Genomic DNA, 25,959 nt, shown 5'->3' with positions numbered 1-25,959 from the left:
TGCTTCATTTCTATAGCCGACCGAGCGCAAGGTTGGCTGCCTCATGTCGTCGGAGGGGTCCGCGCAGTCAGTTTATTTCCATCGGGATCGCGAAGATATGCGACGAACGCGCCGTTCGGACGCGCCGTCGGCGGGCTCTCGATTGCCGTGCCGCCATGCGCGACGCCGGCGGCATGCCAGGCTAGAACATGATCGGGGGTCGCCGCCGCAATACCGATCGTTCCGCCGTTGGCAGCAGTCGCCGGCTTGCCATCGATCGGTTTCGTGATCATGAGCCGCCCACCCTCATGGGCGTAAATCAGTCGGCCTCTTGCATCCATTTCGCCGGGCTTGCCGCCCAGTGCGACAAAGACGGCATCGTAGAATTTCCTGGCCCGCTCCAGGTCGTTACTGCCGATCATGATGTGGGTGAACATGTTTTATCTCCTCTCAGGTGTTGCGGTGTTTTTTGACGTTCAGCGGTCGAAATTTCCCAGATATCGGGCAGGTGATGTGCCAAGCGCCTTCTTGAACATGGTTATGAACGCAGACACGGATTGATATCCTAGATCGCCCGAAACCTGCTGCACCGTTGCCCCCGCGGCAAGGCTTCGGATCGCGACAATCACCTGCAATTGTTGTCGCCAGCGGCCGAAGGTCAGGCCCGTCTCGTTTTGGACGAGGCGGGCAAGCGAATTCTCGCTCATCGCCATTCGTTTTGCCCATTGTGCTATCGTACTACGGTCGGATGGATCTTCCGCCAGTTCCGATGCAATGCGTGCAAGCCGGGGCTCATCCGTCACCGGCAGATGAAGATGCTCAACCGGCATCCGCGACAAGGCCGACAGAAGCAGCGTTGCCATGACTTCCGAGTCAGCAGTCGCCACTGCGGACTGGTCGGCCATCTCGATGATCAACTCCCTGACGAGCGGGGACAGGGAAAGCGTGCAACACCGGTTCGGCAGATCGGCGGCCCCCGGCTCGATGAACAGGAAGAACAAACGCGCGTTGGCGGTCGCGACGTTGCTGTGACGCATGCCTCCTGGAACCCAGACGCCACAATGAGGCGGAACCATCCACATGCCGCTTGGGACGCGGCATGTCACGCCTCCCCGCAGAGGCATGACAAGCTGGCCCTTGCGGTGCTGGTGTTCCGGAGCCTCGCGTTCGTTCTGCGACACGTCGATCCTCACAGCGCGAACGCGCGACGAGGAGCTTTCGAGATCATGGTCGGCGAGGGCGCCGGACAGGGATATCGGCGCCTGGTGGTATTTAGTGATCATTAGAGAGAATATCTAAATTCTTCTTCCGGTTTTGTCGATAGGGTCATCCGGAAAGATGCTGGAGAAGAAGATTATGGCACTTCAAAAATACGACGACCGCTGGTGGTCGGATATTATCCGGACTGAACTTCGTCTTCCCCTGAAAGGACCTCGCGGGTTCTGCGTCCTTCTCCCGTTACGACCGGGAGCAAGGTTGGCCCGCGCTACGGTGCTGAAAAAGATGACAGACGGGCTCGTTTCGAAAGCCCGAGCGCTCGTTGCCCGCCATCCACCGGCCATGTCGCCCGGTGAGTCCGCCGACCCGGCCGAAGCCTATCTGCACGCCTGCCTCGCCGTACCCTTCTTTTGTTATGTGTCGCCAGCGACTTATGGCCTCGCAGACGAGATCACCAGCAATAAACAAGGCATTGAGCGCAGCGCCCCCGCGCCGGAGGATGCGGTGTGAGCAGCCGGCCAGTTGTCACCAGCGGGAACGTCGTCTTTTCGCTGAAATCATTCCTTGCGGCCATGCTGGCATATCTTGTTGCCATCAGCTTCGATTTGAACCGACCGTCCTGGGCAGTTGCAACCGTCTATATTGTCGCTCATCCCCTCTCCGGTGCGATATCGTCGAAATCGGTATATCGGCTTCTGGGCACGGTCATCGGCGGCGGTGCGACGATCCTCATGGTCCCGAACCTTGTGAACGAACCGATATTGCTTTCCGGCGCGATCATCGTATGGGTCTCCGGGTGCACCTTTGTCAGTCTTCTCGATCGCACACCACGCAGTTATGTTTTTCTGTTAGCCGGCTATACCGTTCTTCTCGCAGGACTGCCGCTCGTCAACGCCCCGGCAAACACCTTCGATATTGTCGTTTCCCGCACCGAAGAGATCGGGCTCGCGATCATATGCGCGTCGATTGTCAGTCACGTTGTTTTTCCGGTTCACGTGGGGACAGCGCTTCTCAACCGGATCGATGGATGGATGGCCAGGGCGCAGAAGCTTTTCGAAGTCACAGCAACCGGCAAAATGGACGAAACCCAAAATCGGATGGAACGCCACGCCCTGGCGGGGGAGGCGGCCGATCTGCGGTCGTTCGCGGTGCATCTTCAGTATGACGGATCCAGATACCGAAGCAGAGTGGCGCTGGTGAAGTCGCTGCAGCACCGGATGGTTTCCTTCCTGCCCCTACTGAGCGAACTTGAGGATTTGCGACGATCGCTGGGGAGGTTGGACCCTGCCGGCCGGTACAAGGCATTGGCGATAGTCGCGGAGGCGGATTCGCGTCCGGGAGGCTCCTTCTCCACGATCGGTGCGCTGGCCTTCCCCGCCTCGCTGCCGACATGGGAAAAACTCCTCCTTGTCAATTTCGCCCGAGACTTGCGGACTTTTTCCCGGCTCTCTGACGAGTGCCTTACTCTTCGAAAATCCATTGAAGATGAAAACGGAGAAAGAGGCGCCCGCGCGCCTGATAGAACGCCCGCACCGCATCGCGATATCGGAATGGCGTGGCTGTCGTCGGTGGCGGTTGCAGTATGCCTCGTAACATCGCTCTTCTTCTGGATCGCCACCGGCTGGTCCGACGGAGTTACCTTCGCCCAGATATCCGGTGTCCTTTGCTGCCTCCTTGCCACCATGGACGACCCGGTTCCTGCCATGCGCAAGTTTGTTAATGTGACGATCGGTGCAGCCATTGCGGCATTCGTCTACGGCTTTGCAGTCCTTCCGGTAATCGACGGGTTTGCATCGCTCTCTGCTGCGTTGGGGCTGTTTCTGATACCGGCGGGCATATGTCTTGCAGTGCCTTCACTCGCCATTGTCGGCATGGGGCTTTGCATAAACTTTCCCCTTCTTCTCACCCTTCAGGCATATCCCGCGACAGACTTCGGCACATTCGTGAATGCCGCGGGGGCGACCATACTCGCAATGGTCTGGACGATCGCGGTTTGCGGCCTCTTTCGATCCGTGCGAGTTGAGACAAATGCGAGAAGGCTTCTTTCTGTTGTCCGGAAACATGTCGCGAACATCGCCGTTGGTAAACAAACCGACATTCTCGCCGCCCATTATCGCATGATTGACGTTGCCGGCCTGTTCGCCTCAAGACTGGCGAAACTGCCTCCGGTGTCGGAGGTCGGCGGCTATGACCCGTTAAGGGATATCCGGGCAGGGCTGCATCTGATTGCAATGCAGGAGCTTTTACCCAAGGTTTCTAACGGTATTCACCTTGCTGCACAACCGGTCTTTCGGGCGGTCACAATTCTATACCGCGGCCGTGCCGGTAAAGGTGGAAAAATCCTGGAAAGCGCCGTCCGGGCGCTGGATGATATGATCCTTTCTCCTGCGGCCATCACCGTGATGGATAACGAACTTCTGCTGCGCGCCGCTGCTCTTCGCCTGTGCATTGCACCGGACGCTGACGCGCCCGTTCCCCAGATACCCGGGTCTTGGAGGAAAGCCGCTTGAAGGAACAGCTCGATCTCTATGGCATTTTTCTGCCCTCGTTCGCAGCGCTCGCATTGTTTGCGTATGCAGGATTTCGTCTTCTCACATCACTTCTCGAAAAGATGGGATTTTACCGGATGGTATGGCACCGCTCCCTGTTCAACCTTGCGCTTTACATTACCCTTGTCGGCGGATTTTCTGCCGCTATCGACTGGTTTCCATGATCATGAAAAATCTGACGTTTACCGCGGGTCGAATGCTTCTCACCCTCTCCATGACGGGATGCGCTGCGGTGCTGGGCTGGCACCTATGGTCTTTCTACATGGAGGCACCATGGACGCGTGATGCCCATGTCCGGGCGGATATCATGCGATTGGCACCAGATGTTTCCGGGGCTGTCGCCGAGGTTCTGGTGTCGGACAATGCACAGGTGGAGAAAGGTACGCCGCTGTTTCGCATCGAAACAGATCGCTTCGAGCTCGCGCTGCGCGAGGCAGAAGCGCAGGTAACAGCGACAAGGGCGGCGGCGGAGCTGGCGAAAACCGATTTCGAACGGTATCAACTGCTTGCATCAAAGGAGGCGGCAAGCCTCAAGGAGCGTCAGTACGCGGAAAGCCGGATGTATCAGGCAGAGGCCGCCTATCAATCTGCGCTGGTTGCCCGGGATCTGGCAAGGCTCAACCTGGAGCGCACAACGGTCAGGGCACCGGCATCCGGTGCAATCACCAACTTTTCCCTGCGCAGGGGTAACTATGTCGTTTCCGGCAACGCCGTGGGAGCCCTTGTGGAAGAAGAATCCGTCTATGTCGCAGGATATTTTGAAGAAACGAAGCTCCCCCGGATCCACATTGGCGATCCGGTAACGATCAGTATCATGGGCGAAGCCCAGTCGGTTACCGGACGTGTTGCGGGCATTGCCGCGGGCATTGAGGATCGGGAGCGAAGCGATAATGCGGGTTCTCTGGCAAGCGTCGCCCCGACATTCTCATGGGTCCGACTTGCCCAGAGAATCCCGGTGCGGATCGAGATCGATGACGCCCCAAAGACGGTTCGGCTCGTTGCGGGAAGGACCGCAACCGTTTCGATCGAGCAGAGGAGTAACCGGGTGGCACGTCGTCATCCGTTACCCTCCGCCATCACACCCTGATCGCTACCGAAGCAGAGTTTTGAGGGGACCCGCGGTTCCAAGCCACGGCAGGCCGAGATGGAACCGCTGGTGGCAGAGAGCGTTCGTTCCATGATCCAAGGGGAGCGCGATGTTTGAAAATTTCAGGCTGGAAATGATCAATGTCCCGGAAACGACACTCCGGGTTCGCCATGGCGGCAAGGGCCCGCCGCTTCTTCTGCTTCACGGACATCCGAGAACACATACAACCTGGTACAAGGTGGTTCCCATTCTGGCCGACAAGTTCACGGTTGTTTGCCCCGATCTGCGAGGTTTTGGCAAGTCTGGCAAGCCGTCTGACCCCTATGATCATGAAGCATCGTCAAAGCGGGCCAAGGCTCGTGACTGTGTTGCGCTCATGGAACATCTCGGTTTCGACCGGTTCTTTCTGGCCGGCCACGACCGTGGAAGTTACACGGCATTTCGCACCGCGATGGACCACCCGGCAAGAGTTGAGAAGCTCGCGATCCTCGACGGTGTTCCGATCCTCGAAGCGCTGGAGCGATGCAATCTTCGCTTTGCACAGCAATGGTGGCACTGGTTCTTTTTTGCTCAACACGACAAACCCGAGCGGGCCATCCTTGCCGATCCCTTGGCATGGTATGGCGGGAGCGAGGCTTCGATGGGAAAAGAAAACTTCGCGGACTTCCGCTCGTCCGTCGAAGACCCCAGGACTGTTCAGGGCATGCTGGGTGATTATCGCGCGGGTATGCACATAGACCATCTCCACGATCTTGATGATCGAAGTTGCGGAAGAAAGCTGACATGCCCACTCCATGTCCTTCGGTCGCTGCAGGACGATCTGGAAATGTTGTACGGAGATGTCCTGTCGGTATGGCAGCCCTGGTCAACCCTTCCCGTTTCGGGTCTGGGAATAGACAGCGGACATCACATGGCAGAAGAGGCTCCAGCGGAACTGGCGCATGAGCTCATCTCGTTTTTCACCGCATGAGGCTATCGATTTCGTCCGCCCCTTGCTGTGTAGGCGATGGGCATTGCCGCCGGATTTTACCGCCCCGCAGTCGAACACCCGAGACCATAGAGTTGCCCTCTTCCATTCGATCAGGACCGCGACCTCAATCCGGAACGGAGCAGCAGCATAAAGGCGGGCGCACCGATAATAGCGGTGATGATGCCCGCCGGAAGTTCAAGTGGCGCGATAATGCTGCGACCGATCGTGTCGGCGAAAGCGAGCATCACAGCGCCGAGCGCCATCGCGACAGGAAGGCTTTTGGCATGGCGCGCTCCGGCAAGGAGCCGAGCCGCGTGGGGCGCGAGCAAGCCAACGAAACTGACGGCTCCGATGGAAGAAACGGCGATTGCCACCGCGACGGCGGCATAGAGCATCGCGTATTTGCTCGCATTTCCCGTCGCGAGGCCCAGTGAGCGGGCTTTTTCGTCCCCAAGCAAAAACGCATCAAGATGACGGCTGAACAACAGGCCGGTGGCCGACAGGGCGAAGACCCATGGCATCAATACGACTGCGTCGGCGTAGCCACGGGCGTGCGTCGAGCCGATGAGCCATGAAAGTGCCTGCGCCGTTTGCAGGCGAGCCTCCACGACGATGATCGTTGCGGCCGCGCCCAGGCTTGCTGCGATTGCGACACCGGCCAGAACGAATTTCTCGGGAGAATATTTCGGCGCCAGCAACCGGAGCAGCAAGAGCACGGTAATGGCCCCGGCCAGAGCGACCGCCTGGAAAGTTGGCGTTGCGGGTGCAAATCCCAACAGGAGCGCGACGAGGCTAAACAGCGCTGCTCCCTGTGTAAGGCCCAGCGTCTCCGGCCCGCACAGCGGATTGCGTGTCACCGCCTGAAGGACGGTGCCGGCAGCAGCCAGCAATGCACCACAGCCAAGTGCCACAAGAAGGCGAGGCGCGCGCAGGTCGAGGTTTCCCGTCACCTCGGCAATCGTCAGTGACAGCCCGTCGCCTGTCGCGAGACTTGCCGCGATGACTATCAGGCCCAAGGCGGCAAGCGCTGCCGCGGCAAGGGGCAGGGGCGGGGGCGCTATCCCTACGGGCAAGCCGATTCGGCGCTCTCCCCCGATCTTTGCCTTCCGGAGCAGGAGCAGCATGGCCGGTCCACCAAGGCAGGCAACCGTAACGCCTGTGGGTATGCTCGTGCCATTGCGCGCGAGGGACTGCGTGACGATATCTGCGACGAGCAGGGTGTTTGCTCCCCAAACCATCGAAAGCGGCAGATGGCGATGATGCCGCATTATACCCAATGCGCGCAAAACATTCGGGACTGCAAGGCCGATGAAGCCAATCGGCCCTGCGAGGGTAACGGCGGCGCCGCAGAGAAGAACGCCGACGAGCAGACCGAAAAGTGTGACGGCCCGCGTCACCCCGAGACTGGCCGAGGCCTGATCTCCCAGTCCCAGCAAGTCAAGGGCGCGCGCCATCACCATCAGCATCAGGAAAGAAAGTAACACCAAGGGGATCGCCGTGGTGACCCTGGCCCATCCGGTCTGGTCCAGGATACCGGAGGACCAGAGCAACAGACCGGACGCCCGTTCGTCGGCGAGAAGCACGATGGCCGATGATATGGCGGAAAAACAAAGTGATACGGCGATACCCGAAAGAGCCAGCCGGCCGGGCGCGGCTTGAAAGCCGCCTGCCAGCGCGAGACATGCAGCTGCGCCGGCCAGACCGCCTGCGCTTGTTGCGATGATGGGTGGCAGAGCCAAGGGAAGCAACAAGGTCGAGACGACGAGGAAAAGCTGCGCGCCGCTGGTAACGGACAGTATATCCGGAGCCGCCAAAGGGTTTCGCAAGACGGTCTGGAGAACCGAACCTGCCAGCGCGAGGGCGGCGCCAGTTGATATTGCTGCGACCATACGGGGCGCCCGGGTCGTTTCCAGAATTGCCTGCGCGAGTGTTTCCGGGGCTGTCGGAAAAAGAAACACGTCCCTCCAGCCGACCAGACTGCTCCCCACTCTGAGTTCCAGCGCCGCCAGGAGCAGCAAAAGAATCACGCCAACGGGCCAGACAAGGGATGGAGCCAATCGATGAAGGGCGAGGCGAGACAAAGTCATGGTTGAGCCGAAGCCGGGCGGTTTTGCCGATTGCCGGTGCCGACCCAGTCGACCATGCAATAGGTTCGCCCGCTTCCGTCGGGATGTGGAACGAGATCGACGTCACACTCAAAGGCCTGCCGCAGCAGGTCAGCCCGAAGCACCTGGTGTGTCGGCCCAGCCGCGAGAACCTGACCCTTCTGCATCAGGACGACGTGATCGGCGACATCCATAACCTGATTGAGATCGTGAAGCACCGCGATGATCGTGAGCCCTTCCACCGAGTTGAGTTTGCGCAGGAGTGTCAGCAGCTCGGCCTGATGTCTGATGTCGAGAAAGCTCGTGGGTTCATCAAGAAAGAGGACACGCGGTTCCTGCGCCAGAGCCATGGCCAGCCAGGCGCGCTGCCTTTCACCGCCGGAGAGGGTCGTGAGTTGACGCGCACGTAAGTCCTGGAGGCCGACGCGAAAGATGGCGCTTTCGATAATTCTGCGGTCCCGTGTCGACAGGCGTCCCAGCCAGGGGCGATGAGGATAACGGCCTTGTTCAACGAGTTCCTCGACGCTCAGACCGATCGGAACCTCCGGCGTCTGGCTCATGACGGCAACCTGACGGGCGACGGTGCGCCGTGACAAAGCGTTGAGTTGCTGCCCGGCCAGGTGGACCTCTCCCTCCGTCGGTTGTTCGAGCCCGGCGAGGCATTTGAGCAGCGTGCTTTTCCCGGAACCGTTCGCGCCGCATATGACGGTAATACGGCCTTCGAATGCGATTGAATCGACCTGCCGAAGCGCTTGAGCCTGATCATAGATGACGCTGAGACCAATCGCCTGAGCGGCGATTGTCTGCGTCTTCTGTTTGCTTGCGAGCCCCGTCATCCTGCAGCCTCGCGCATGGCTTTGCGCAGAGAGGACAGGCTGCGATAACCGACGTCTGCGGCCGCCTCTTCCAGGCGCGCTCCCTCCGCCTGCCGGCGCATGACATGCGCCATGCGCAAGCGACGCCGCCATTCGGCGAAACTCATGCCCGTCTGGATTCGGAATTTCCGGGTCATGGTGCGCCGGCTCATGCCGAGATTGTCTGCCCAGCGGTCAATATCAAGATCGAGCGATGGGGTTTCGGAAAGATCCCGACACAGCCGCTGCAATCGCTTGTCACTTGGCATTGGAAGCGCAAACGGGCCTTCCTCCGCATTGGCAATTTCTTCGAGTATCAGAGCTGCCAGATGTCCGCCGCGCCCATTTTCGTCATAAAGGGTTGGTTCCTTCAGGAACGCGCCAACCGTGGCCGAAAGGAGCGTCGAGGTCGAGATGACACGTGGCGGCTCCCACGGCATGGCGATCCCCGGGTCCGGCTCGATATAGACCGACTGCATGGAAACCCGCCCGTGTGAATGGACGGCATGTGGTATCTCGGGCGTTATCAGCAAACCGTAACCACAGGGGATGATGAATGAGGTGTCGGGGGTGCGGGCGGTCATGAAGCCGTCGATGATCTGGAGCAATTGCCCTCGGCGATGGCTGTGCCAGCCAAAATCGACGCTTTGCTCGTAGGTCCGCGCCATGGCAGCGACAGGCCGCGGCACATTTTGAAGATCGGCTGCCCTTTGCGGCTGTTTCATCGTGTTTCCAGGCAATGGGATTCCTCACGGGGCCTTGCCGCCGCATCCAACGGGAAGAGCCATAGTCGCGTCGCGTCCGTATTTCAAAAGGAAAAATTGGCCCGATGGAGCAGAATAATATCATTTAACAGTATCGGGCCACAAAATGGCCCGCAAGAGCTCGATTTTGACCTGACAATGCTGATAAAAAAAGTCTAGTTAAACGGCCAAGCGTGCGGGAAAAGAAAATCACTGCGGACAGTCCGGAGTAGCCTTTACGCAGTATTCCTATCACAGGTCCTCGAATGCAGAACACCCACCTTCGCCTTCGCACATCAACCTGCCACGTCACCAGACAGCAGCTCCTGTTTCTCGTGTCAGGCGTTGCGTTGGGAGCGCTTGTCCTCCAGCCGGGAAGGGTTGAGGCGCAGGAGGCAAATGGGTCCACCGTGCTCGAGCCAATCGTCGTACAGGGAAAGACGGCGGCCAAAGGGGCGCGTGTCGAACAGCGTGGCTACGTTGCGACGCAATCGGCTTCGGCCACCAAGACGACGACGGCGATTGCCGAGACGCCGCAATCCGTCTCCGTGATTACCCGTGGCGCGATGACGGATCGAGCCGTGCAGACGGTGGCGGACAGCCTGCTCTATAGCGCGAACGTCAACGGCCAACGCTACGGTAACGACCCCCGTTCGGATTACTTCAGCATCCGCGGCTTTAGCGCGGATCTCTATCTCGACGGCTTGCGCGTGCCGCAGATTGCAAACCAGACCGGTGGCTATGCCGGCTTTCGAGTGGAACCCTACTTCCTTAATCGCGTGGAAGTGCTGCGCGGACCAAGTTCGGCGCTTTTTGGACAAACGAATGTCGGCGGCGTCGTCAACATGATCAGCAAGGATCCGTCAGAGACCGCTGGCGGAGAAGTCTACGCGCGCTTCGGAAGTTATAATCAGAAGGAAGCAGGGTTTGACGTCACGGGCCCTGTCGGTGCGGATTCAAATCTTACCTATCGCCTGGAAGGCATTATCCGCGACAGCGAAACAATGAACGATTTCGGCAAGAACGACCGTTTCGCCATCAGCCCGACAGTCAGGTGGTCGCCGGATGAAGATACCAGTCTCACGGTCTATGGCGCCTATATGAAGGATGACGCCGGCCAGGTGCCCTCGCTTATTCCAGCACTCGGGAGCATCTATCCCAATAGTCTCGGTTTGACGATACCGCGCAGCTTTTCGGACGGCGATCCCTCGTTGGCGATTTACGACAAGGAAACGGCCTATATTGGATATAGTCTCGAACACGCAATTAACGACGATCTCGTTCTACGCCAGAATTTCCGGTACTCATATCTGGACGTCAATTATCAAAACCTTTTCGGCAACGGCCTTTCCGCCAACCAGCGCACGCTTTCACGCCTCGTTTACAATGCGCAGCCAACGCTCAACGCCGTGGCGCTGGATACCAATCTTGAGTACAAGTTCGACAGTGGGCCAATCAGCCATACGCTTCTCGGCGGTATCGACGTGCAGTGGCAAAACCTTGTGAACAGGACAGGATCACGCAGTGGCCCCACACTCGACCTGTTCAATCCGGTCTACGGCATTGGCGTACAGCCGGCAGCACTGACGACACGTCTTGATCAGACGCAGCGTCAGGTCGGTTTTTATCTCCAGGATCAAATGGAACTCGGCGGGCTTCGACTGACGGTTGGCGGCCGCCAGGACCATGTCAGCAACGATTCCGACAGCACCACGCTTGCCAGCGGTCTTACCACCCGATACCGGCAGGACGATAGAGCCTTCACCGGCAGGGTCGGTGCCGCTTATGTCCTTGATAACGGCCTTGTGCCCTACGCGCTTTATTCCACGTCCTTCTCTCCGGTGCTGACATTGGCGCCAACGCCGCTGAAGCCAACCAAGGGCGAGCTGAAGGAAATCGGCGTGAAATTTGCGCCACAGGGCGAGGACTTCAGCCTTACTCTTTCCGGCTTCGAGGCGACGCAGCAGAATGTCGTCAACCGTGTTGCAGGCGTTTATTACCAGACTGACGAGGTGCGCGTCCGCGGGATCGAACTGGAGGCCAACGCCACCCTTTGGGACAGTCTCAATGTTACTGCGGCGGCGAGCTGGCAGGATCCTGTGGTAACCGAGAGCCAGACGCCCACCCAGATCGGGAAAATGCCGTATACCGTTCCAAAGCAGCAGCAGTCGCTGTTCGTGAGTTATGATCTGCCGATGCCGGACAGCTGGAACGGCAAGCTGACAGTCGGTGGTGGTGTCCGACGCATCGGCAAGACTGCCGGGGATACCGCGAACTCATTCTTCGTTCCCGGTTATACGCTGGTCGATGCCTTTGCCCGTTACGAACATGATCGCTATTCGTTCCAGCTCAACGGCTACAATCTCGGAGACAAGACCTACGTCGCCGGTTGCAACACCACCACGCAGTGCTATTACGGGCAGGGTTTGACCGTTGTCGGAACAGTGAGCGTGAAGTGGTAGCGGGTATAGGCAGACGATCGTTCTTGAGTGGCGCGGTGGCTTTGATCGCGGCGCCAGGGTCGCTTGCCGCTTCAGGACCCTCACGCCTGGTCACGCTCGATTGGACTGCTACCGAGATTGCGCTTTCCCTTGGAATATCGCCGGCTGGATGCGCGGAAATCTCCGGGTACAGAACATGGGTCGATGTCGCAAATGAAGGCCTCTCCGATGCCGTCGACGTCGGACGACGACAGCAGCCCAGCCTTGAGGCGGTCCGCAAACTGCTGCCTGACCTCATCTTGACGTCGCGGTATCGGCACGCGTCCATTGCTCATGCGCTCGGTGAGATCGCTCCGGTTCATCTGATCGATGATCAGGAAAATGGAGGTGACATGCTGGCGAGCGTCTGTCAGAGCGCCCGTCAGGCGGGCGCAGCGCTTTCGCGATCGGATGACGTCGCAAGGCTCCTCGGACGTTTTGATGATGAGATCGAAAACCTGAAATCGCGCCATGCCGGGCAGGTGGCAGGCCGCAAGCTGGTCGTGGCGCAACCGTTGCCTGGCGTCCCGCGGTTGCGCGTCTTTGCGCCCAACGCCGCAATTTCCGGCCTTCTCAGGAAGATCGGCTTTGCCGATGGCATTGAAATGTCAGCGCAACCTTTCGGTTTTACGACAATCGATCTTGAAGGACTTGCCTCCCTTGGGAGCGACAGCACCTTGTTCATCCTTGGCGAGACCGTTCCGGCTGATCTTCTCAATGCTTCGCTCTGGCCCATGTTGCCGGTCGTAGCGCAAGGAAATGTCCGTTTGACCGGCATGCCATCCTGGCCATTCGGCTCCACGGCCTCACTGCAGCATCTGGCTCGCCAGATTGTCACCCGGCTCGTTTAGGCTGCAGGAGCGTATGCGAAGGTCGGAGGTTCTTGGCGAATTGCTGCGGCAGTCGGCACATTCGCAGTGGCGGGATTGCTTCCGGCGCAGGCGGCCCACTGATCTGGCTTTCACTGAATTGCTGGAGCCCGATTGTCTTTTGGCTGTCCTCAACAGTTACGGTCGCCGCCACGGGGCGAACGCGCCCATTGCCGCTGTTGCCGGGGAGTGGTCAAAGCGGTACTTCGCGAGGGTGATGAGACCGATTGCCACCGCAGCCATGTTACTGGATTGGCGGGTAACTCTGACGCCGGCGGACTTGAGCATCGAAATAAGCGGTGAAGGGGAGGTCGTTTCGCTCGGCCTGACTGATTTCGGCCACCCGGTCCGAGCGAAGTCCGCAGAGGACCGTTTCGATTTTCTGATCAGGGGCAATATCGAAGCAATTATCCGAGCTGTGTCCGAGGTGAGCGGGCTGTCTCGCAACGTCCTTTGGTCAAATGCGGGCAACCTGTTCGAAGGTATCGCCCGCGGTTACGCCGTGGTTAATGATTGCCCTGGTGCAGGCGTCGCGGATGCACTGGCATTGCTTGAACTGCCTCAGATGGCAGATGGCTCACGTAACCCGCTTTTCAGACCTATCCTTTACCCTGGAAGCGATGGCCAGCCGGAGCGGCTCCGCCGCGTCTGTTGTATCCGATATCTGATCGACGGACTGGATTACTGTAAGACGTGCCCGTGCCCGGGGCGGCACTGTTCTTCGGGAAAAAATTAAGGGCCTGCCGAAAGCAGATAGCGTGCCCCCTTTCAACAAATTTGCAGGACCTCAAACAACGGAAACGACGGGGCGCTGGCTCACGGCACCACGCAGCGGCCCTGTCGACCAAACTGGCGCGCCATGGTACGGTTGCGATCTGTCCGGTAGGTAACGGCAAGTTGAGGATCAATCCGGGACGCCGTCGCGGCCGATCTTCCGGCTTTCCTTCGGAGGTGTCGACCGAGGACGGCTCGGACGGGCAAGGGAACTGTCAACTGCGCATCAGCCGGGCGCCGCGGCATGCCGACTTAGCTTAGGGGGATCTGAATGCTCATTCTTCTCGCAATGCTGATAGGGCTTGTCGCCGGTCTGCGCACCATGACTGCCCCGGCCGCAGTCTCCTGGGGCGCTTATCTCGGGTGGTTCGATATTTCTCCAAGCGTTCTCTCCTTCATGGGCTCGCTCTGGGCTGCGGCGATTTTGACTGTGCTTGCCATCGTGGAACTGATTGCCGACCAGCTTCCCGGCACGCCCTCACGCAAGGTACCCGTTCAATTCGGAGCAAGGGTTATAATGGGCGCTCTCAGCGGTGCGACGGTCGCCGCAACTGCAGGAATGGTGGTTCCCGGGCTTCTCGCGGGGGTCATCGGCGCTGTCGTCGGAACCTTCGGCGGTGCAACCGGCCGCGCTTATCTCGCCAGGCATTTCGGCCGCGACCTTCCCGCCGCCCTGATCGAGGATGCGGTCGCCATCCTGCTCGCACTGATCGTCGTGGTGTCCGTGTCATGAGGGAGTATGACGCGATCTTCATCGGGGCCGGTCAGGCCGGACCATTCCTTGCCGCCCGCATGGCGGCGATGGGCCGCAAGGTGGTCCTGATCGAACGCAAATATCTTGGCGGCACCTGTGTCAACGCCGGGTGCATGCCGACCAAGGCATTGGTCGCCAGCGCCAAGACCGCGGAGGTTGCGCGGCGCGCATCCGAATTCGGCGTCACCATCAGCGGTGAGCCGATAGTGAACATGCCGGCCGTAGCGGCCCGCGCCAGGAAGGTGACCCTTGATGCGAGAAACGGTTTGGCATCCTGGTTTGACAGTCTCGAGACGATGGATGTGATCCACGGCCAGGCCAAATTCGTCGGTGCGAGGGCCGTGTCCGTGGACGGGACAGACTATACCGCGCCGCAGATCTTTATAAACGTCGGCGCGCGGCCACACATCCCAGACATTCCTGGCCTTGAGGACGTGCCATACCTCTCGAGCACGTCGGTGATCGCGCTCGAGAAATTGCCGAAACATCTGATTGTTCTTGGCGGCAGTTACATCGGACTGGAATTCGCCCAGATGTATCGGCGCTTCGGCGCCGAGGTGACGGTCATTGAGCGTGGGCAGCAACTGGCGCCCAGGGAGGATACCGATATCTCGCAAGCCATTGCGGAGATTCTGAGTAGGGATGGCATCAAGGTTCTTTTGAACCGCAAACTCCTGTCCTTCACCAAGGAAGATGTGGGCGTCGTCGTGCGGACCGATCAGGGCGAAGTCAGTGGGAGCCATGTCCTGGTCGCCCTCGGACGGCGGCCGAACACCGATGATCTCGGTCTCGATCTTGCTGGCATCGAGACTGATCAACGCGGCTTCATCACGGTGGATGAGCGCTTGCAGACCACCGCAGAAGGCATTTGGGCCCTTGGTGACTGCAACGGACGAGGCGCATTCACGCATACGTCCTACAATGATTTCGAGATCGTCGCGGCAAACCTCCTTGATGGCGGCAACCGAAAAGTGTCAGACCGTACCCTCGGTTACGGCCTCTACATTGATCCGCCGCTCGGACGTGTTGGTATGACGGAGCGTCAGGCGAAGGAGGCCGGTCACCGGATCAAGGTCTCGACCCGACCGATGAGCCGCGTCGGCCGGGCCGTTGAGAAAGGTGAAACGCTTGGCCTCATGAAACTCGTCGCCGACGCCGAAACCGACCGGATACTCGGTGCCGCTTTCCTGGGGGTCGGAGGTGACGAGGCGGTCTATGGCGTGCTCGACGCCATCAACCTGGGTGCCACAACTGAAGAACTGCGCTGGGCGGTGCCAATCCATCCAACGGTCGGAGAGCTGGTGCCGACACTGATTGGCGACCTCAGGGAAACCTGACGTCCAGCCGGCCCGGCGAGGAGTGCAAAGGCTTTTCCGGATCGATGAGGCGACTGTCGCTCATTTCGTTTGTGCAACGTCGGCCTTACGCACCACACGTGTCCGGCTGAGCTGCTCACTCGACTTCGGGAATGGCTTCTGCAGTATCCATAAACCGCAACCAGGCGCGTGCCGAAAGCGATCAAAGCTTCCTTGATCGACAGTGACTCGGACGCTCGAAACTGCCCGCCGGTGATCGTGAGGCCGGATTACCGCTTCGATGAGTTCTTCCTTGTTTGCGACGCGCGAATAGATTGTCGCCCTTGATACGTTTGCATGGCGGGCAATTTCTTCAAGCGTGAAGGATGGGGCCGGCCATTTTAACTCAACAACGGAGGATGCTTACAGAAAGAGCGCCGGTAAAGCCGACGCTCTTTTTGTGCTTAGGCCAGGTGATGCGGCTTGGTCATTCCGTATATGGGTGTCTTGATGCCCACCTGGCGGGCTTTCAACTGCAGTGACAGATATTGGGAATAATGGCGTGACTGATGCAGGTTGCCGCCGTGAAACCACAGGGCTTCCTGCTGTGTCGGTTTCCACATGTTGCGCTGCTCGCCTTCCCAGGGGCCTGGATCCTTGGTGGTGTTGGAGCCGAGGCCCCAGCATTTTCCGACCTTGTCCGCCACGTCGCGCGAGATGAGATCGGCGGCCCAGCCGTTCATTGAACCGTAGCCGGTGGCGTAGACCACGAGGTCAGCCGGCAGCTCCGTCCCATCCTTCAGGACGACTGCGTTCTCTGTCAGATGTGAGACGTCGACGCCAGACTTCAGTTTGATCGAACCGTCGATGACCAGATCGCAGGCCCCCACGTCGATGTAATATCCTGATCCCCTCCGCAGGTATTTCATGAACAGGCCCGAATCGTCGTCGCCGAAGTCGAGCATGAAACCGGCCTTTTCGAGCGCCTGGTAGAACTCGGCATCCCTTTCCCGAATCCTGTTGTAGATCGGGATCTGGAACTCATGCATGATCCGGTAGGGCAGCGACGCAAAGATCAGATCGGCCTTGCGCGTCGTCATGCCGCCCTGAACCGCCCGCTCGGAATAAAGATCGCCAAGGCCGATCTCCATCAGCGAGTCCGACTTGACGATATGGGTCGACGAGCGCTGCAGCATGGTGACATCGGCGCCGGCTTCCCAGAGCGCTGCGCAGATATCGTGGGCCGAGTTGTTGGAGCCGATGACGACCACCTTCTTTCCGGCATAGGCATCCGGACCCGGATGCTGGGAAGAATGCTGCTGCTCGCCCTTGAAGATGTCCTGACCGGGGAATTTCGGCACATTGGCCTTGCCCGACATGCCGGTTGCCAGCACGAGCTGCTTCGGCTTGAGGACGACCTCTCTGCCGTCGCGATCGACGACGACGGTCCATTCGCCGGTCTTCTCGTCGTATTGGGCGGATTTGCAGGTCGTGGAGCCCCAGTAATTCAGTTCCATCACCTTGGTGTACATTTCCAGCCAGTCGCCCACCTTGTCTTTTGGGGTGAATACCGGCCAGTTTTCCGGGAAGGGAATGTAAGGAAGGTGATCGTACCACACAGGGTCGTGCAGGCAGAGTGACTTGTAGCGCTTGCGCCAGCTGTCACCGGGCCGCTCGTTCTTCTCTATGATGATCGTCGGAACGCCGAGCTGGCGAAGGCGTGCGCCGAGCGCGATGCCGCCTTGGCCGCCACCGATGATGACGACATAGGGCTGGGACGTGTAACCGAGTTCCACCGCCTCGCTTTCGCGCTTTTCCTTCCAGGTCGTGCGGTTTCTGTCATGGCCGTGCTCCGCCCCCATCGGGCGGCGGAAGCCCTTCGGCTCCTCATGGCCCTTCAGTTCGGTCATGGTGGTCAAGAGGGTCCAGATCAGACCATCCTTCAAACGGATATGGCCATAGCCGCGGGCAACCCCCGTTTCGAATTCGAACCAGCCTTCGGTAACGCCGCCCGCTTCGGAGGCGGCCTCCCTGGTGTCCTGCACAAAGTTGGACGGTTTGGTTGCGGCAAGCTGGCTGGAAAGCATGTCGCGGACCTGCTCGCGGCCTTCGAGGGTCTTCAGGTTCCAGGTAAAGGTCACCAGATCTCGCCAGTAGCAATCCGCCTGAAACAGGTTGGCGGCGGCGTCCACGTCGCCTTTCGCCAGCGCTCCTTCGAGCTTCGCAAGGGCCGTGTCGATCTTGGTTCCGGGGCTGATATCGAGCATTTATTCTCCTCCATGATTGCTTGGTGAGGGTCACGGAACGCCGCTGCCGGGCGTTCCGTCAAAGCCTCCAAACCGCCGCCTTCAGGGCTCCTCTCCCTTCAGGCCTTGGCCGAGACGCTTATTTTGAGAGATCGATCAGGATCTTCAGGTGGGTGCCAGCCGGATCGAGGAGGGCGTCGAAGCCCTCTTTCACGGCCGTTTCAAGCGTGACGCGCTTGGTGACAATCTTCGTCGCCGGCAGGAGGCCGGATGAGATCAGGCTGATGACACGCGGCCAGTAATGGGTCGGATAGGCCCACGAGCCTTTGACCTCGAGATCGCGGAACGTGACCTGAAACCAGTCGATCGGATTCTCATGCGGATGCAGGCCTGTCTGAACGACGACGCCCTGCTTGCGCACAGCATCCACGCATGCCTTCAGGGCGTGTTCGTTGCCGACGCATTCGATCGCAACGTCGCATCCCACCTGGCCCTCGGTCTGGGCGCGGACGACGTCGCCAACCTTTTCGCGCTTCGGATTGATGGCGACAAGGTCGGGCAGGACTTTCTTGGCAAGCTCGAGGCGGGCATCGTTCAGGTCCGAGACGAACAGCTTGGTGGCACCGGCCGCTCGGGCCGCCAGCAGCGTCAGCATGCCGATCGGGCCGGCACCCGTAACGAGAACGCTGTTACCGGCGGTGACGCCGCCACGGTCGCAGGCATAGACGGCAACCGCCGTCGGCTCGACGAGTGCGGCCTCTTCATCGGTCATCTCGTCTGGGATCTTCTGGACATTATATTCGTGAACCAGCGCGGCTTCAGCCATGCCTCCGCCATTCCAGCTGAGACCCACGAGTGCGAGTTGCGGGCTGAGATGGAAAAGGCCGCGGTCGGCGAAGTAGTCGCCGGAGCGCGGCATGACGAGAGGCTGGATCGAGACGCGGTCGCCGATGGCGACCGAGGTCACGCCTTCACCGATGGCTTCGACAACGCCGCCGAACTCGTGGCCGAGGACCTGCGGGCCGTGGGCGCCGGTAAACGGATGCGGCTCGGTCGGGATGAAGATCGGGCCATAGCTGTATTCGTGAAGATCCGTTCCGCAAATTCCGACGAAGCGGTTGCGGACGATGACCTGGCCCGGTCCCGCCTGTCTCGGCTCGGGGATGTCCTCGAGCCGCAAGTCCTTTGCGGCGTGAAATCTGAGGGCGCGCATGTTTCCTCCTTAAGGCTGCTTTTCATGCCATCAGGAGGAGCAACCGCCGTGCCAGCCGAGCCGACCGTCGAGAGGGCTGGAAATCACAGCGTTTTCAAGGAGGGTGATGACGATTGCGCCACAGCTGTGGCGCAACAGGTGTGGCGGATGCCGCAATGAATGGCTCAGTGCGGACGCTCTATACCGAACCGTCTCATCCGGCGATGGAGCGTTGTGCGATCGATACCAAGACGGCGGGCGGCTTCGGAGACGTTGCCCTTGCAACTCGTGAGGACGGCACGCAGGTCTGCTTCGACGCTTTCGCCGACGCGCACGCTGGCAGGCTGCGACAAATGATCCGGCAGGTCCGTGATCTCGATCACACCATCGTCGCACAGTGCTGCGGCAAAGGCGATGGCATTGTCGAGTTCGCGGATATTGCCTGGCCAGCGATGGTTGAGAAGCAGCAGCCTCGCTGCGCCCGATAACGTCAGGCGGCCGTCCTTCGTATTGTGTTTATGGAGCAGCTGCTCGAGGAGCCAAGGCAGATCCTCGCGTTCATGGAGCGGCTGTAGCGACAGGACGGCGGCGTTGAGCCGATAATAGAGGTCTTCGCGGAACCCGCCTGCCGCGACCATGTTGGCCAGCGATCGATGCGAAGCGGAGACGACACGGAAACCCACCTTGCGCGCGACCGAGCCGCCGACGGGGAGCACCTCGCCCTCGGCGAGAACCCTGAGCAACCGGCTCTGGGCGGCATAGGACATGTCGCCGATCTCGTCGAGGAAGAGCGTTCCGCCCTCGGCCTCCTCGATCAACCCCTTTTTCCCCTTGGCCAGTGCCCCGGTAAAAGCCCCCGGGACGTAACCGAAAAGTTCACTCTCGATCAGCTGCTCCGGAATGGCGGCGCAATTGACTGCCACGAAGCGGCCAGAAAGCCCGCTCATCTCATGAATGATGCGGGCGAGATATTCCTTGCCCGTCCCGGTCTCTCCCTGCAGCAATATCGGCAGTCTGCTGGGTGCAAGTTTGACTACCTTGCGCCTGAGGTCGTCGATCGCCGGCACATTGCCGCCGAGCCTGTTGATCGCCGGCGATCGGCCGGAAGTGCGGGCAGAGGGCACGTTGCCTGTGCGTTGCTGCGGTTCTATGGCATGGGCAAAGAGCAGCGAGCCGTCTCGAACGGCGATCCGCCGTTCCTGGGGCAGGCTGGCGCGGGTCAGCGAGGCTAACTCGTCGAGCCCCGCATGAAAGAAGTCCGTAACAGGCTGGCCGATCAGAAGCCCGGGCGTGCGCCAGTCGAGACCGCGCGACGCGGCAAGAAGCCGGGCGCCGCCGTGGGTCATGCCGGTGATGCGCCCCGCACCGTCTACGGATATCGCCGCTTCCGGATCGACGTCGAGAAACTCCGGCGCTCCCGCAAAGCGCAGGACCAGATCGTGACGGCTGTTTGCCATGAGATTGGCAAGCTCAATCCGCCGCACCGTCGACGAGACGAGATGACGCGCCATGTTCTGGCTGGCTTTCAGGATTGGCGAACTGAGGAGTGAAATGTCGAGAACGGCCGCTAATGATCCTTGCGTATCATAGATTGGGGCTGCCGTGCAGGACAGGGGTGTGTGGGTGATGTCAAAATGGTCGGTCTGGTGGATCGTCAGGGCCTCGCCCGTGGCAATGCAGGCGCCCACCGCGCAGGTGCCGGCCCGGGGCTCGGACCACTCGGAACCGAGATAGAGCCCCGCTTTGCGCAGATTGTTGTTGAAGGAGGGGTCACCCAGGAATTCAACGGTGACACCAAGCCGATCCGACAACAGCAACACGTAATTCTGTTCGGCAACCTGCCGATAGAGCCGCTCCAGGCCGGAGCGGGCGATGTGTACCAGATCTTCCGCCTGCTGACGGTGTTCCCGCAGCCGTGTTTCCGAAACGATCACTGCCTCGCGCGCCTGCGCCGGATCGAGCTGGTAGGCGTCCAGACAGCGCCGCCAGGACTCCAGGACAACGGCGTCGCGGCCCGTGTTGGTTCCCTGTCCGACCCGCTCGATTTCCTTAACGTGGTCCGTAAAACCCATCAATCACCGGCCCTCGAAGGCCGCCTCCCGTGATCTGCCACAATAACATAGCCGCAATTGTTCAGTGTGACTAATGCTTCGGCAAATGCCAGGCATCATTTGGAACCTCGATCTCCGCACGGACGGAATGAGTGATCTCCGTGGGCGCTCCTGTAAAGGTTCAAACTATTCATGCGCTGCCCTCGTTGACTGTCCAGTCAACTTCGGCCAGCTTGCTGAACTCTGGGCCTGCCGGCGCCGGCAATGTCGAGCAGGCACCATGCAATCGCAACCGGCGTCTTAATCCTCCCGCAAGCAGCAGTGTGTAGTATTAGAGAATGAGAATAAGCGCGATCACCAACTGGGCTTACGGAGTGACAGTCGTCTTGACGGCTTTGTCTGGTGCGGCCTTCATCATGTCGTCTCGCAGCGCCGTCGAAGAGCGTGTCGCGGTGGAAGAGCATCTGACGCTGGATAGTCTGGCGGAAGACCTCGCACTTGGCGCAGAGGTCCGGTCCGACGAGGCCAGGCTGTTTGTTATGCGTGGCGAAGAACGTCATCTCAACGCGTTCCGGGCCGAAGATGGAAGCGAGCGAAGCCGGGAAGCCGCAGTTGACCAGCTCTTGTCGAAAGTGCTGCCGAAGGCCGAGGTCGATGCGCTGCGAAAGATCGAAACGGATGCGGACGCACTCGACAAGTTCGAGATCGCGGCGGTCGAAGCATTTCAGCGCGGTGAGAAGAGCGCTGCCCAGTCCACGTTGTTCGGCCCCGAGCATGAAAGACTGCAAGAGGATCTTCTGGCGACTGTCGCGCATTTTCGGGATTTGACAGCCGCAAGAACCGGATCGCAGTTGGCCGCGGCGCGAGCGCGTAGCGACTGGTGGAGCGTCATCGCCAAGATCATGCTGGGGCTGACGGGGGGGCTATTCCTGGCGGTGCTCTATTTCATCCTGAGACGCCGGATCGCCATGCCGTTGGTGCGAATGAGCGGGATCATCGACCGGCTTGCAAAGCAGGATTATTCCGTCGAGGTGCTGCCCGACAGTCGCCGGGACGAGATCGGCGAGATGAACACCGCGATTGAAATCTTCCGGGCGAGCGGCATCGAGCGCGATCGGCTCGACGCGGAACGACGGGCAGACCAACAGACCAAGGACCTCATCCTGCAGATGATGCACCGCCTGCAGGCCTGCCAGAACCAGGGCGAGCTCGCCAGCATCGTCGCGCGCTTTGCGCCGCAAATCTTTCCCGGCATTGCCGGCGGCCTTTATATCCTGAACGAAAGCAAGAATATCCTCAACCGCAGTTCGGAGTGGCTAGCGCCTGACAATGCCGGAGACAGTTTTCCTGCGTCTGCGTGCTGGGGGATGCGCCGCGGGCGGGCGCACGCCAACGGGTTCTCCGACACCGATGTGCCGTGTCAGCATCTGGATGATCCGGATGCTATCGCTCTTTGCGTCCCGTTGACCGCGCAAGGCGACATGATCGGGCTTTTTTACCTGGAAGAAAAAGAAGGGCAGGCGCTGCACCTCGATGCGTCACGGCTTTATCTCGAACTGATTGCCGAAAATGTCGGGCTTGCCATCGCCAATCTGCAGCTGCGTGAGAAGTTGACGCTGATGGCTATCGAAGACCCTCTGACCGGGTTGTTCAATCGCCGGCATCTGGATGAAAGGGTGCAACGTTTCGCAAGCGACGAATTAAAGACACCACTTGCCTGCCTGATGATCGATATCGACCACTTCAAGCGTTTTAATGACGAATATGGTCATGATGCCGGCGACAAGGTCATGCAGTATGTGGGCCGAACGCTTCGTGACACGCTGGGCGATCACGGTGAGGCTTACCGTTATGGGGGAGAGGAATTTACCGCGCTCTTGCCGGGGATGCTCAAGGGCGACGCTGCTGGCTTGGCCGAAAAAGTCAGAACAGCAGTAAGTGCTACAGCCATCTCCCATGCCGGGAAACTTCTTGGAACCGTAACAATTTCCGTGGGTGTGGCAACCTCGCCCGAGGCCGGGCCGCTGGACACGCTGCTGGCACGGGCGGATGCGGCCCTTCTGCTCGCCAAGGCACAAGGACGCAATAGAGTTGTGGCCTCGTGAATAACCGGCAACATCCGCGTCGGGCCAATTACAGCCATGACGGAAAGCGCTCACTTAGCTATGCCGTAACGATGACTGAGCCTGCCCAGCTGCTCATGTAATCGATCCAGGACTGCGGCTCGCGTGCCAGCCCGCCGTTGCAGGAAGCCGATCTCTCTCAGGATCTGCGGATTGCCAAAGGCTCGCTGAAAGGCCCTCGGCTCCTGCCGCTCGGGATCACGGGCGGCTCCTCTGCTCCGTTAAAATCCGCTCTCGCAAAGCTCCCGCAGCTCGCTCGGACCGAGATGATCAAGTGAAAGCTCCGGCAGCAGGTCATTGTCTGCCTCCAGATTGTGTGCGACCGATGCGGTAAAGATGCGAACGCCTGCCTCGTGCAGGATCGCAGGCCGGTTGACTATGCGGCCGAGAAGCACGGTTGGGAGTAGACCGAACGGCACATCTTCGAAAATGTAGCGGCTTTCGATGGAGGAAGGGCCCATTCCGCCTCGTCCTTCACGATGCATCTGCTGGTTCATTTCGGAAACAGAGGCGAGGGGCACGTGGAAGGAGAGAGAAAAGTGTTCGCGAACTGTTTTGACCTCCAGGCCGAAGCTCTCGGCAATTGACAGTCGCTCGGCGTCGAGCGCCTCAATCAACTGACCGACCGCCGGTGTGACATGTTCGCCCTGTCCCCAACTCTCCGCCTTTTCCATCCTTGTTAGATTGAGCAATGCGATCCCGAGATGATTTTGAGGATTGAGGTTTGAGAGCGCGATGGCAAGCAAACCGTCACGTTCGACGAAGCGATCACCGAAGAGTTCAGTGCACAGGCTCCGACCCTCAGCGGCTGCCGACTTCGGCAGGGTGGCAAAGTCCACCTTCTGGCGGATGGTGTTGACGACGACGCTGCGCCCGTCGGTTTGGCGGCGGGCCGTCAGAAGCGTGGTCCCCCAAGCAATGATCGGCAGACGGAGTTGTCGTTCGGAAAGCCGCTTCGACAGATAGAGCGCTCCAAAGGAGCTATGGGAGCTGATGATGACGGTCAGTCCCGACCGCAAATGCGGCAGCGCCGCGTCGATGGCGGCACGATGACCGTTTGCGGGCATTGCGATGATGACCGCATCTGCATCCGCAATGGCGGTCTCGCAGGTTGCCGCGACCTCGACCGGACCGACGAAGTCCAACGCACCGGTAGCGATGAGCGGTTCGCCTTCCGACAACGGCTTGGCACTGCGGCCGGAGGGCGACGATAGGCACGGATGATGCCCCGCATTGGCGAGGAAAGCCGCCATGCCATAAGCAATCGAACCCGCACCGAGAATGGCTATCCGCATGTCATCTGTCCTTTCGGTTGTAGGAGTGGACATGGCGCCACCCTCTGGTCTCTATCTTTCGCGTAGAACACAAACCGGTTCTGTACATTGCCTGCCGATCGTTGCGCAAATGCATCATTTTTTCTGGCGCGCCAGAGCTGTGTTTGCGGTTCCCCTGCCTCATTTATCTGCGCGCCTGCCTACGCCCTCAGCAAATTCTGGCTCCTTCCAGTAAATGCATGTGCTGCACGACCAAAAGCCACGTCCCGAGGCTTAATTTTCTGCACAGTTCGAAGTCAGCAAGCCATCTTTTTCATCTTCCGCGTCCCAAACGAAAAATTCTCTTTTGTCACTAGCAGACATCATGCGTTTAATGCACATTAAATTTGTCATAATGCAAAGGATGCATGATAGCGATGGAGATACGCGAACTGGAGGCATTTCTTGCGGTTATGTCCGCAGGCAGCATCACCGGTGCTGCGCGCCTGCTTGACCGTTCGCAATCCCAGGTCACACGTCTTATTCAGGACCTTGAAACGTCGCTTGGATTTCCGCTGTTTGGTCGCAATGGCCCGCGCATAATGCCGAGTGACAAGGGGATTGCTTTTCATTCTGAAGCGGAACGCTTCATCAGCGGCATCGAGCATCTGCGCAATCGAGCGCAAAGGATCAGTCTCAAGGAGCCCGAACCGGTCGAGATCGCCGCTACGCCTGCTTTTGCCACGGGTATGGTGCCGCTTGCTCTCGCCGAACTACCGGAAGCCCTTCTTCCGCATACGGTCTTTTTAAGAAGCATGCCTGCCGAAGCCGCCGTTCAGGCGGTGCTGGGGCGTACCGCCGATTTCTGTGTGACGTCGCTCCCGGCCGAACAGCCCGGCCTCGAAGCGCACGGATATTTTCAGGGCCGCTGTGCAGCCGTTCTGTCCGTTCACGATCCGCTGGCCGCCAAGGATGTCATTTCCGTGGCCGACCTGGCCGGCCAGACAGTCATTACGCTTGCTAATCCGTTCCGTCTGCGTCGCCGGGTGGACAAGGCTCTGCAGGAGGCAAATGTTCGCGCACGACGGATCATAGCGACGAGCGCGGCGATGAGTGCGGTGCAGATCGCGTCGACCGGGATGGGGATTGCGATTGTCGAACCGGCAACCGCTTACGGTCCCCTGACCGCGGGCGTGACTGTGCGACCGCTCGACGTCGACATCCCGTTCCTCTGGGGAATCTTCTCGGCAACAGCGCGCCCGCTGTCGGCCACTGCCCAGGAGCTGATCCAGCTCATCATCCGTGTTGCTTCCGCACGCATGCCCGATTTCACCGCTCACGATCCTGGCGCATCAGGACGTGTTGCGGATGTCACCTATGGGGGAACCGTCGAAGGAGACGTTCCCTAAAAATGCAA

At 59.7% G+C, this 25,959-nt stretch carries 21 protein-coding genes and 1 pseudogene; 12 read left to right on the top strand and 10 right to left on the bottom strand.

Annotated features, from left to right (window positions below):
• Positions 1 to 41 precede the first annotated feature (41 nt).
• Positions 42 to 416 carry a VOC family protein gene (locus DOU54_RS25930; RefSeq protein WP_045531285.1) on the bottom strand — a complete coding sequence of 125 codons (375 nt, stop codon included), beginning with the start codon at positions 414 to 416 and terminating at the stop codon, positions 42 to 44.
• A gap of 39 nt (positions 417 to 455) precedes the next feature.
• Positions 456 to 1,262: an AraC family transcriptional regulator gene (locus DOU54_RS25925; RefSeq protein ID WP_193603461.1), complete on the bottom strand. Its 807-nt coding sequence runs from the start codon at positions 1,260 to 1,262 to the stop codon at positions 456 to 458.
• A gap of 55 nt (positions 1,263 to 1,317) precedes the next feature.
• Here DOU54_RS25925 and DOU54_RS25920 point away from each other — a divergent pair, with 55 nt between their 5' ends.
• The 5 genes from DOU54_RS25920 to DOU54_RS25900 all read left to right on the top strand — a co-directional run bounded on the left by DOU54_RS25920 (position 1,318) and on the right by DOU54_RS25900 (position 5,803).
• On the top strand, positions 1,318 to 1,707 hold the full coding sequence (locus DOU54_RS25920; RefSeq protein ID WP_223215497.1) for a hypothetical protein: 390 nt from the start codon (positions 1,318 to 1,320) through the stop codon (positions 1,705 to 1,707).
• The gene (locus tag DOU54_RS25915) at positions 1,704 to 3,707 is read left to right on the top strand and encodes an FUSC family protein (RefSeq protein WP_113732066.1); all 2,004 of its coding nucleotides are present in this window, start codon (positions 1,704 to 1,706) and stop codon (positions 3,705 to 3,707) included. The genes DOU54_RS25920 and DOU54_RS25915 overlap by 4 nt, the downstream gene beginning before the upstream one ends.
• Positions 3,704 to 3,910: a DUF1656 domain-containing protein gene (locus tag DOU54_RS25910; RefSeq protein ID WP_022563183.1), complete on the top strand. Its 207-nt coding sequence runs from the start codon at positions 3,704 to 3,706 to the stop codon at positions 3,908 to 3,910. The genes DOU54_RS25915 and DOU54_RS25910 overlap by 4 nt, the downstream gene beginning before the upstream one ends.
• Positions 3,911 to 3,912: 2 nt before the next feature.
• Positions 3,913 to 4,833: an efflux RND transporter periplasmic adaptor subunit gene (locus DOU54_RS25905; RefSeq protein WP_113732110.1), complete on the top strand. Its 921-nt coding sequence runs from the start codon at positions 3,913 to 3,915 to the stop codon at positions 4,831 to 4,833.
• 109 nt (positions 4,834 to 4,942) lie between these two features.
• Positions 4,943 to 5,803: an alpha/beta hydrolase gene (locus DOU54_RS25900; protein WP_113732065.1), complete on the top strand. Its 861-nt coding sequence runs from the start codon at positions 4,943 to 4,945 to the stop codon at positions 5,801 to 5,803.
• A 110-nt stretch (positions 5,804 to 5,913) separates the two neighbouring features.
• Here the strand turns inward: DOU54_RS25900 and DOU54_RS25895 are convergent, their stop codons facing one another.
• Genes DOU54_RS25895 through DOU54_RS25885 form a run of 3 tightly spaced genes read right to left on the bottom strand, consistent with a single transcriptional unit; the run spans position 5,914 to position 9,487 of the window.
• Complete coding sequence (locus tag DOU54_RS25895; protein WP_113732064.1) at positions 5,914 to 7,890, bottom strand: iron ABC transporter permease; 1,977 nt, start codon at positions 7,888 to 7,890, stop codon at positions 5,914 to 5,916.
• Positions 7,887 to 8,744 (bottom strand): ABC transporter ATP-binding protein, encoded by an 858-nt coding sequence (locus DOU54_RS25890; protein WP_113732063.1) that lies wholly within the window; start codon positions 8,742 to 8,744, stop codon positions 7,887 to 7,889. Before DOU54_RS25890 ends, DOU54_RS25895 begins: the two co-directional genes overlap by 4 nt.
• Positions 8,741 to 9,487: an AraC family transcriptional regulator gene (locus DOU54_RS25885; protein ID WP_035208712.1), complete on the bottom strand. Its 747-nt coding sequence runs from the start codon at positions 9,485 to 9,487 to the stop codon at positions 8,741 to 8,743. Before DOU54_RS25885 ends, DOU54_RS25890 begins: the two co-directional genes overlap by 4 nt.
• A gap of 284 nt (positions 9,488 to 9,771) precedes the next feature.
• Here DOU54_RS25885 and DOU54_RS25880 point away from each other — a divergent pair, with 284 nt between their 5' ends.
• The 5 genes from DOU54_RS25880 (at position 9,772) to DOU54_RS25860 (ending at position 15,719) form a co-directional block, all read left to right on the top strand.
• Positions 9,772 to 11,967: a TonB-dependent siderophore receptor gene (locus tag DOU54_RS25880; protein ID WP_113732062.1), complete on the top strand. Its 2,196-nt coding sequence runs from the start codon at positions 9,772 to 9,774 to the stop codon at positions 11,965 to 11,967.
• A gap of 35 nt (positions 11,968 to 12,002) precedes the next feature.
• Positions 12,003 to 12,836: an ABC transporter substrate-binding protein gene (locus DOU54_RS25875; protein ID WP_286079960.1), complete on the top strand. Its 834-nt coding sequence runs from the start codon at positions 12,003 to 12,005 to the stop codon at positions 12,834 to 12,836.
• Positions 12,837 to 13,071: 235 nt separating this feature from the next.
• Positions 13,072 to 13,590, top strand: a complete 519-nt coding sequence (fhuF, locus tag DOU54_RS25870; RefSeq protein WP_286079959.1) for a siderophore-iron reductase FhuF — start codon at positions 13,072 to 13,074, stop codon at positions 13,588 to 13,590.
• A 309-nt stretch (positions 13,591 to 13,899) separates the two neighbouring features.
• Positions 13,900 to 14,361, top strand: a complete 462-nt coding sequence (locus tag DOU54_RS25865) for a DUF4126 family protein (RefSeq protein WP_113732059.1) — start codon at positions 13,900 to 13,902, stop codon at positions 14,359 to 14,361.
• Positions 14,358 to 15,719, top strand: a complete 1,362-nt coding sequence (locus tag DOU54_RS25860) for an FAD-containing oxidoreductase (RefSeq protein WP_113732058.1) — start codon at positions 14,358 to 14,360, stop codon at positions 15,717 to 15,719. Before DOU54_RS25865 ends, DOU54_RS25860 begins: the two co-directional genes overlap by 4 nt.
• Positions 15,720 to 15,779: 60 nt before the next feature.
• On the opposite strand, the pseudogene DOU54_RS28510 reads toward DOU54_RS25860, so the two are convergent.
• The 4 genes and pseudogenes from DOU54_RS28510 to DOU54_RS25840 form a co-directional block, all read right to left on the bottom strand.
• Positions 15,780 to 16,049 (bottom strand): annotated as a pseudogene (locus tag DOU54_RS28510) (helix-turn-helix domain-containing protein); the annotation flags it as partial.
• 92 nt (positions 16,050 to 16,141) lie between these two features.
• Positions 16,142 to 17,944, bottom strand: coding sequence for an NAD(P)/FAD-dependent oxidoreductase (locus DOU54_RS25850; RefSeq protein WP_113732057.1), 1,803 nt, complete (start codon positions 17,942 to 17,944; stop codon positions 16,142 to 16,144).
• 118 nt (positions 17,945 to 18,062) lie between these two features.
• Complete coding sequence (locus DOU54_RS25845) at positions 18,063 to 19,136, bottom strand: 2,3-butanediol dehydrogenase (protein ID WP_072493375.1); 1,074 nt, start codon at positions 19,134 to 19,136, stop codon at positions 18,063 to 18,065.
• A gap of 164 nt (positions 19,137 to 19,300) precedes the next feature.
• Positions 19,301 to 21,187 (bottom strand): sigma-54-dependent Fis family transcriptional regulator, encoded by a 1,887-nt coding sequence (locus DOU54_RS25840; RefSeq protein ID WP_113732056.1) that lies wholly within the window; start codon positions 21,185 to 21,187, stop codon positions 19,301 to 19,303.
• 317 nt (positions 21,188 to 21,504) lie between these two features.
• On the opposite strand from DOU54_RS25840, the gene DOU54_RS25835 reads away from it, so the two are divergent.
• The gene (locus DOU54_RS25835) at positions 21,505 to 23,271 is read left to right on the top strand and encodes a diguanylate cyclase (protein ID WP_113732055.1); all 1,767 of its coding nucleotides are present in this window, start codon (positions 21,505 to 21,507) and stop codon (positions 23,269 to 23,271) included.
• A 239-nt stretch (positions 23,272 to 23,510) separates the two neighbouring features.
• Here DOU54_RS25835 and DOU54_RS25830 read toward each other — a convergent pair whose 3' ends face one another.
• Positions 23,511 to 24,584 carry an NAD/NADP octopine/nopaline dehydrogenase family protein gene (locus DOU54_RS25830; RefSeq protein ID WP_113732054.1) on the bottom strand — a complete coding sequence of 358 codons (1,074 nt, stop codon included), beginning with the start codon at positions 24,582 to 24,584 and terminating at the stop codon, positions 23,511 to 23,513.
• Between the two features lie 386 nt (positions 24,585 to 24,970).
• On the opposite strand from DOU54_RS25830, the gene DOU54_RS25825 reads away from it, so the two are divergent.
• Complete coding sequence (locus tag DOU54_RS25825; protein WP_113732053.1) at positions 24,971 to 25,951, top strand: LysR family transcriptional regulator; 981 nt, start codon at positions 24,971 to 24,973, stop codon at positions 25,949 to 25,951.
• Positions 25,952 to 25,959 lie beyond the last annotated feature (8 nt).

Source organism: Agrobacterium sp. MS2, from assembly GCF_003261015.1.
Taxonomy (GTDB): domain Bacteria; phylum Pseudomonadota; class Alphaproteobacteria; order Rhizobiales; family Rhizobiaceae; genus Agrobacterium; species Agrobacterium pusense.
Note: the sequence above shows the minus strand (reverse complement) of the source record. Positions and strands in the feature narration are given on the sequence as shown.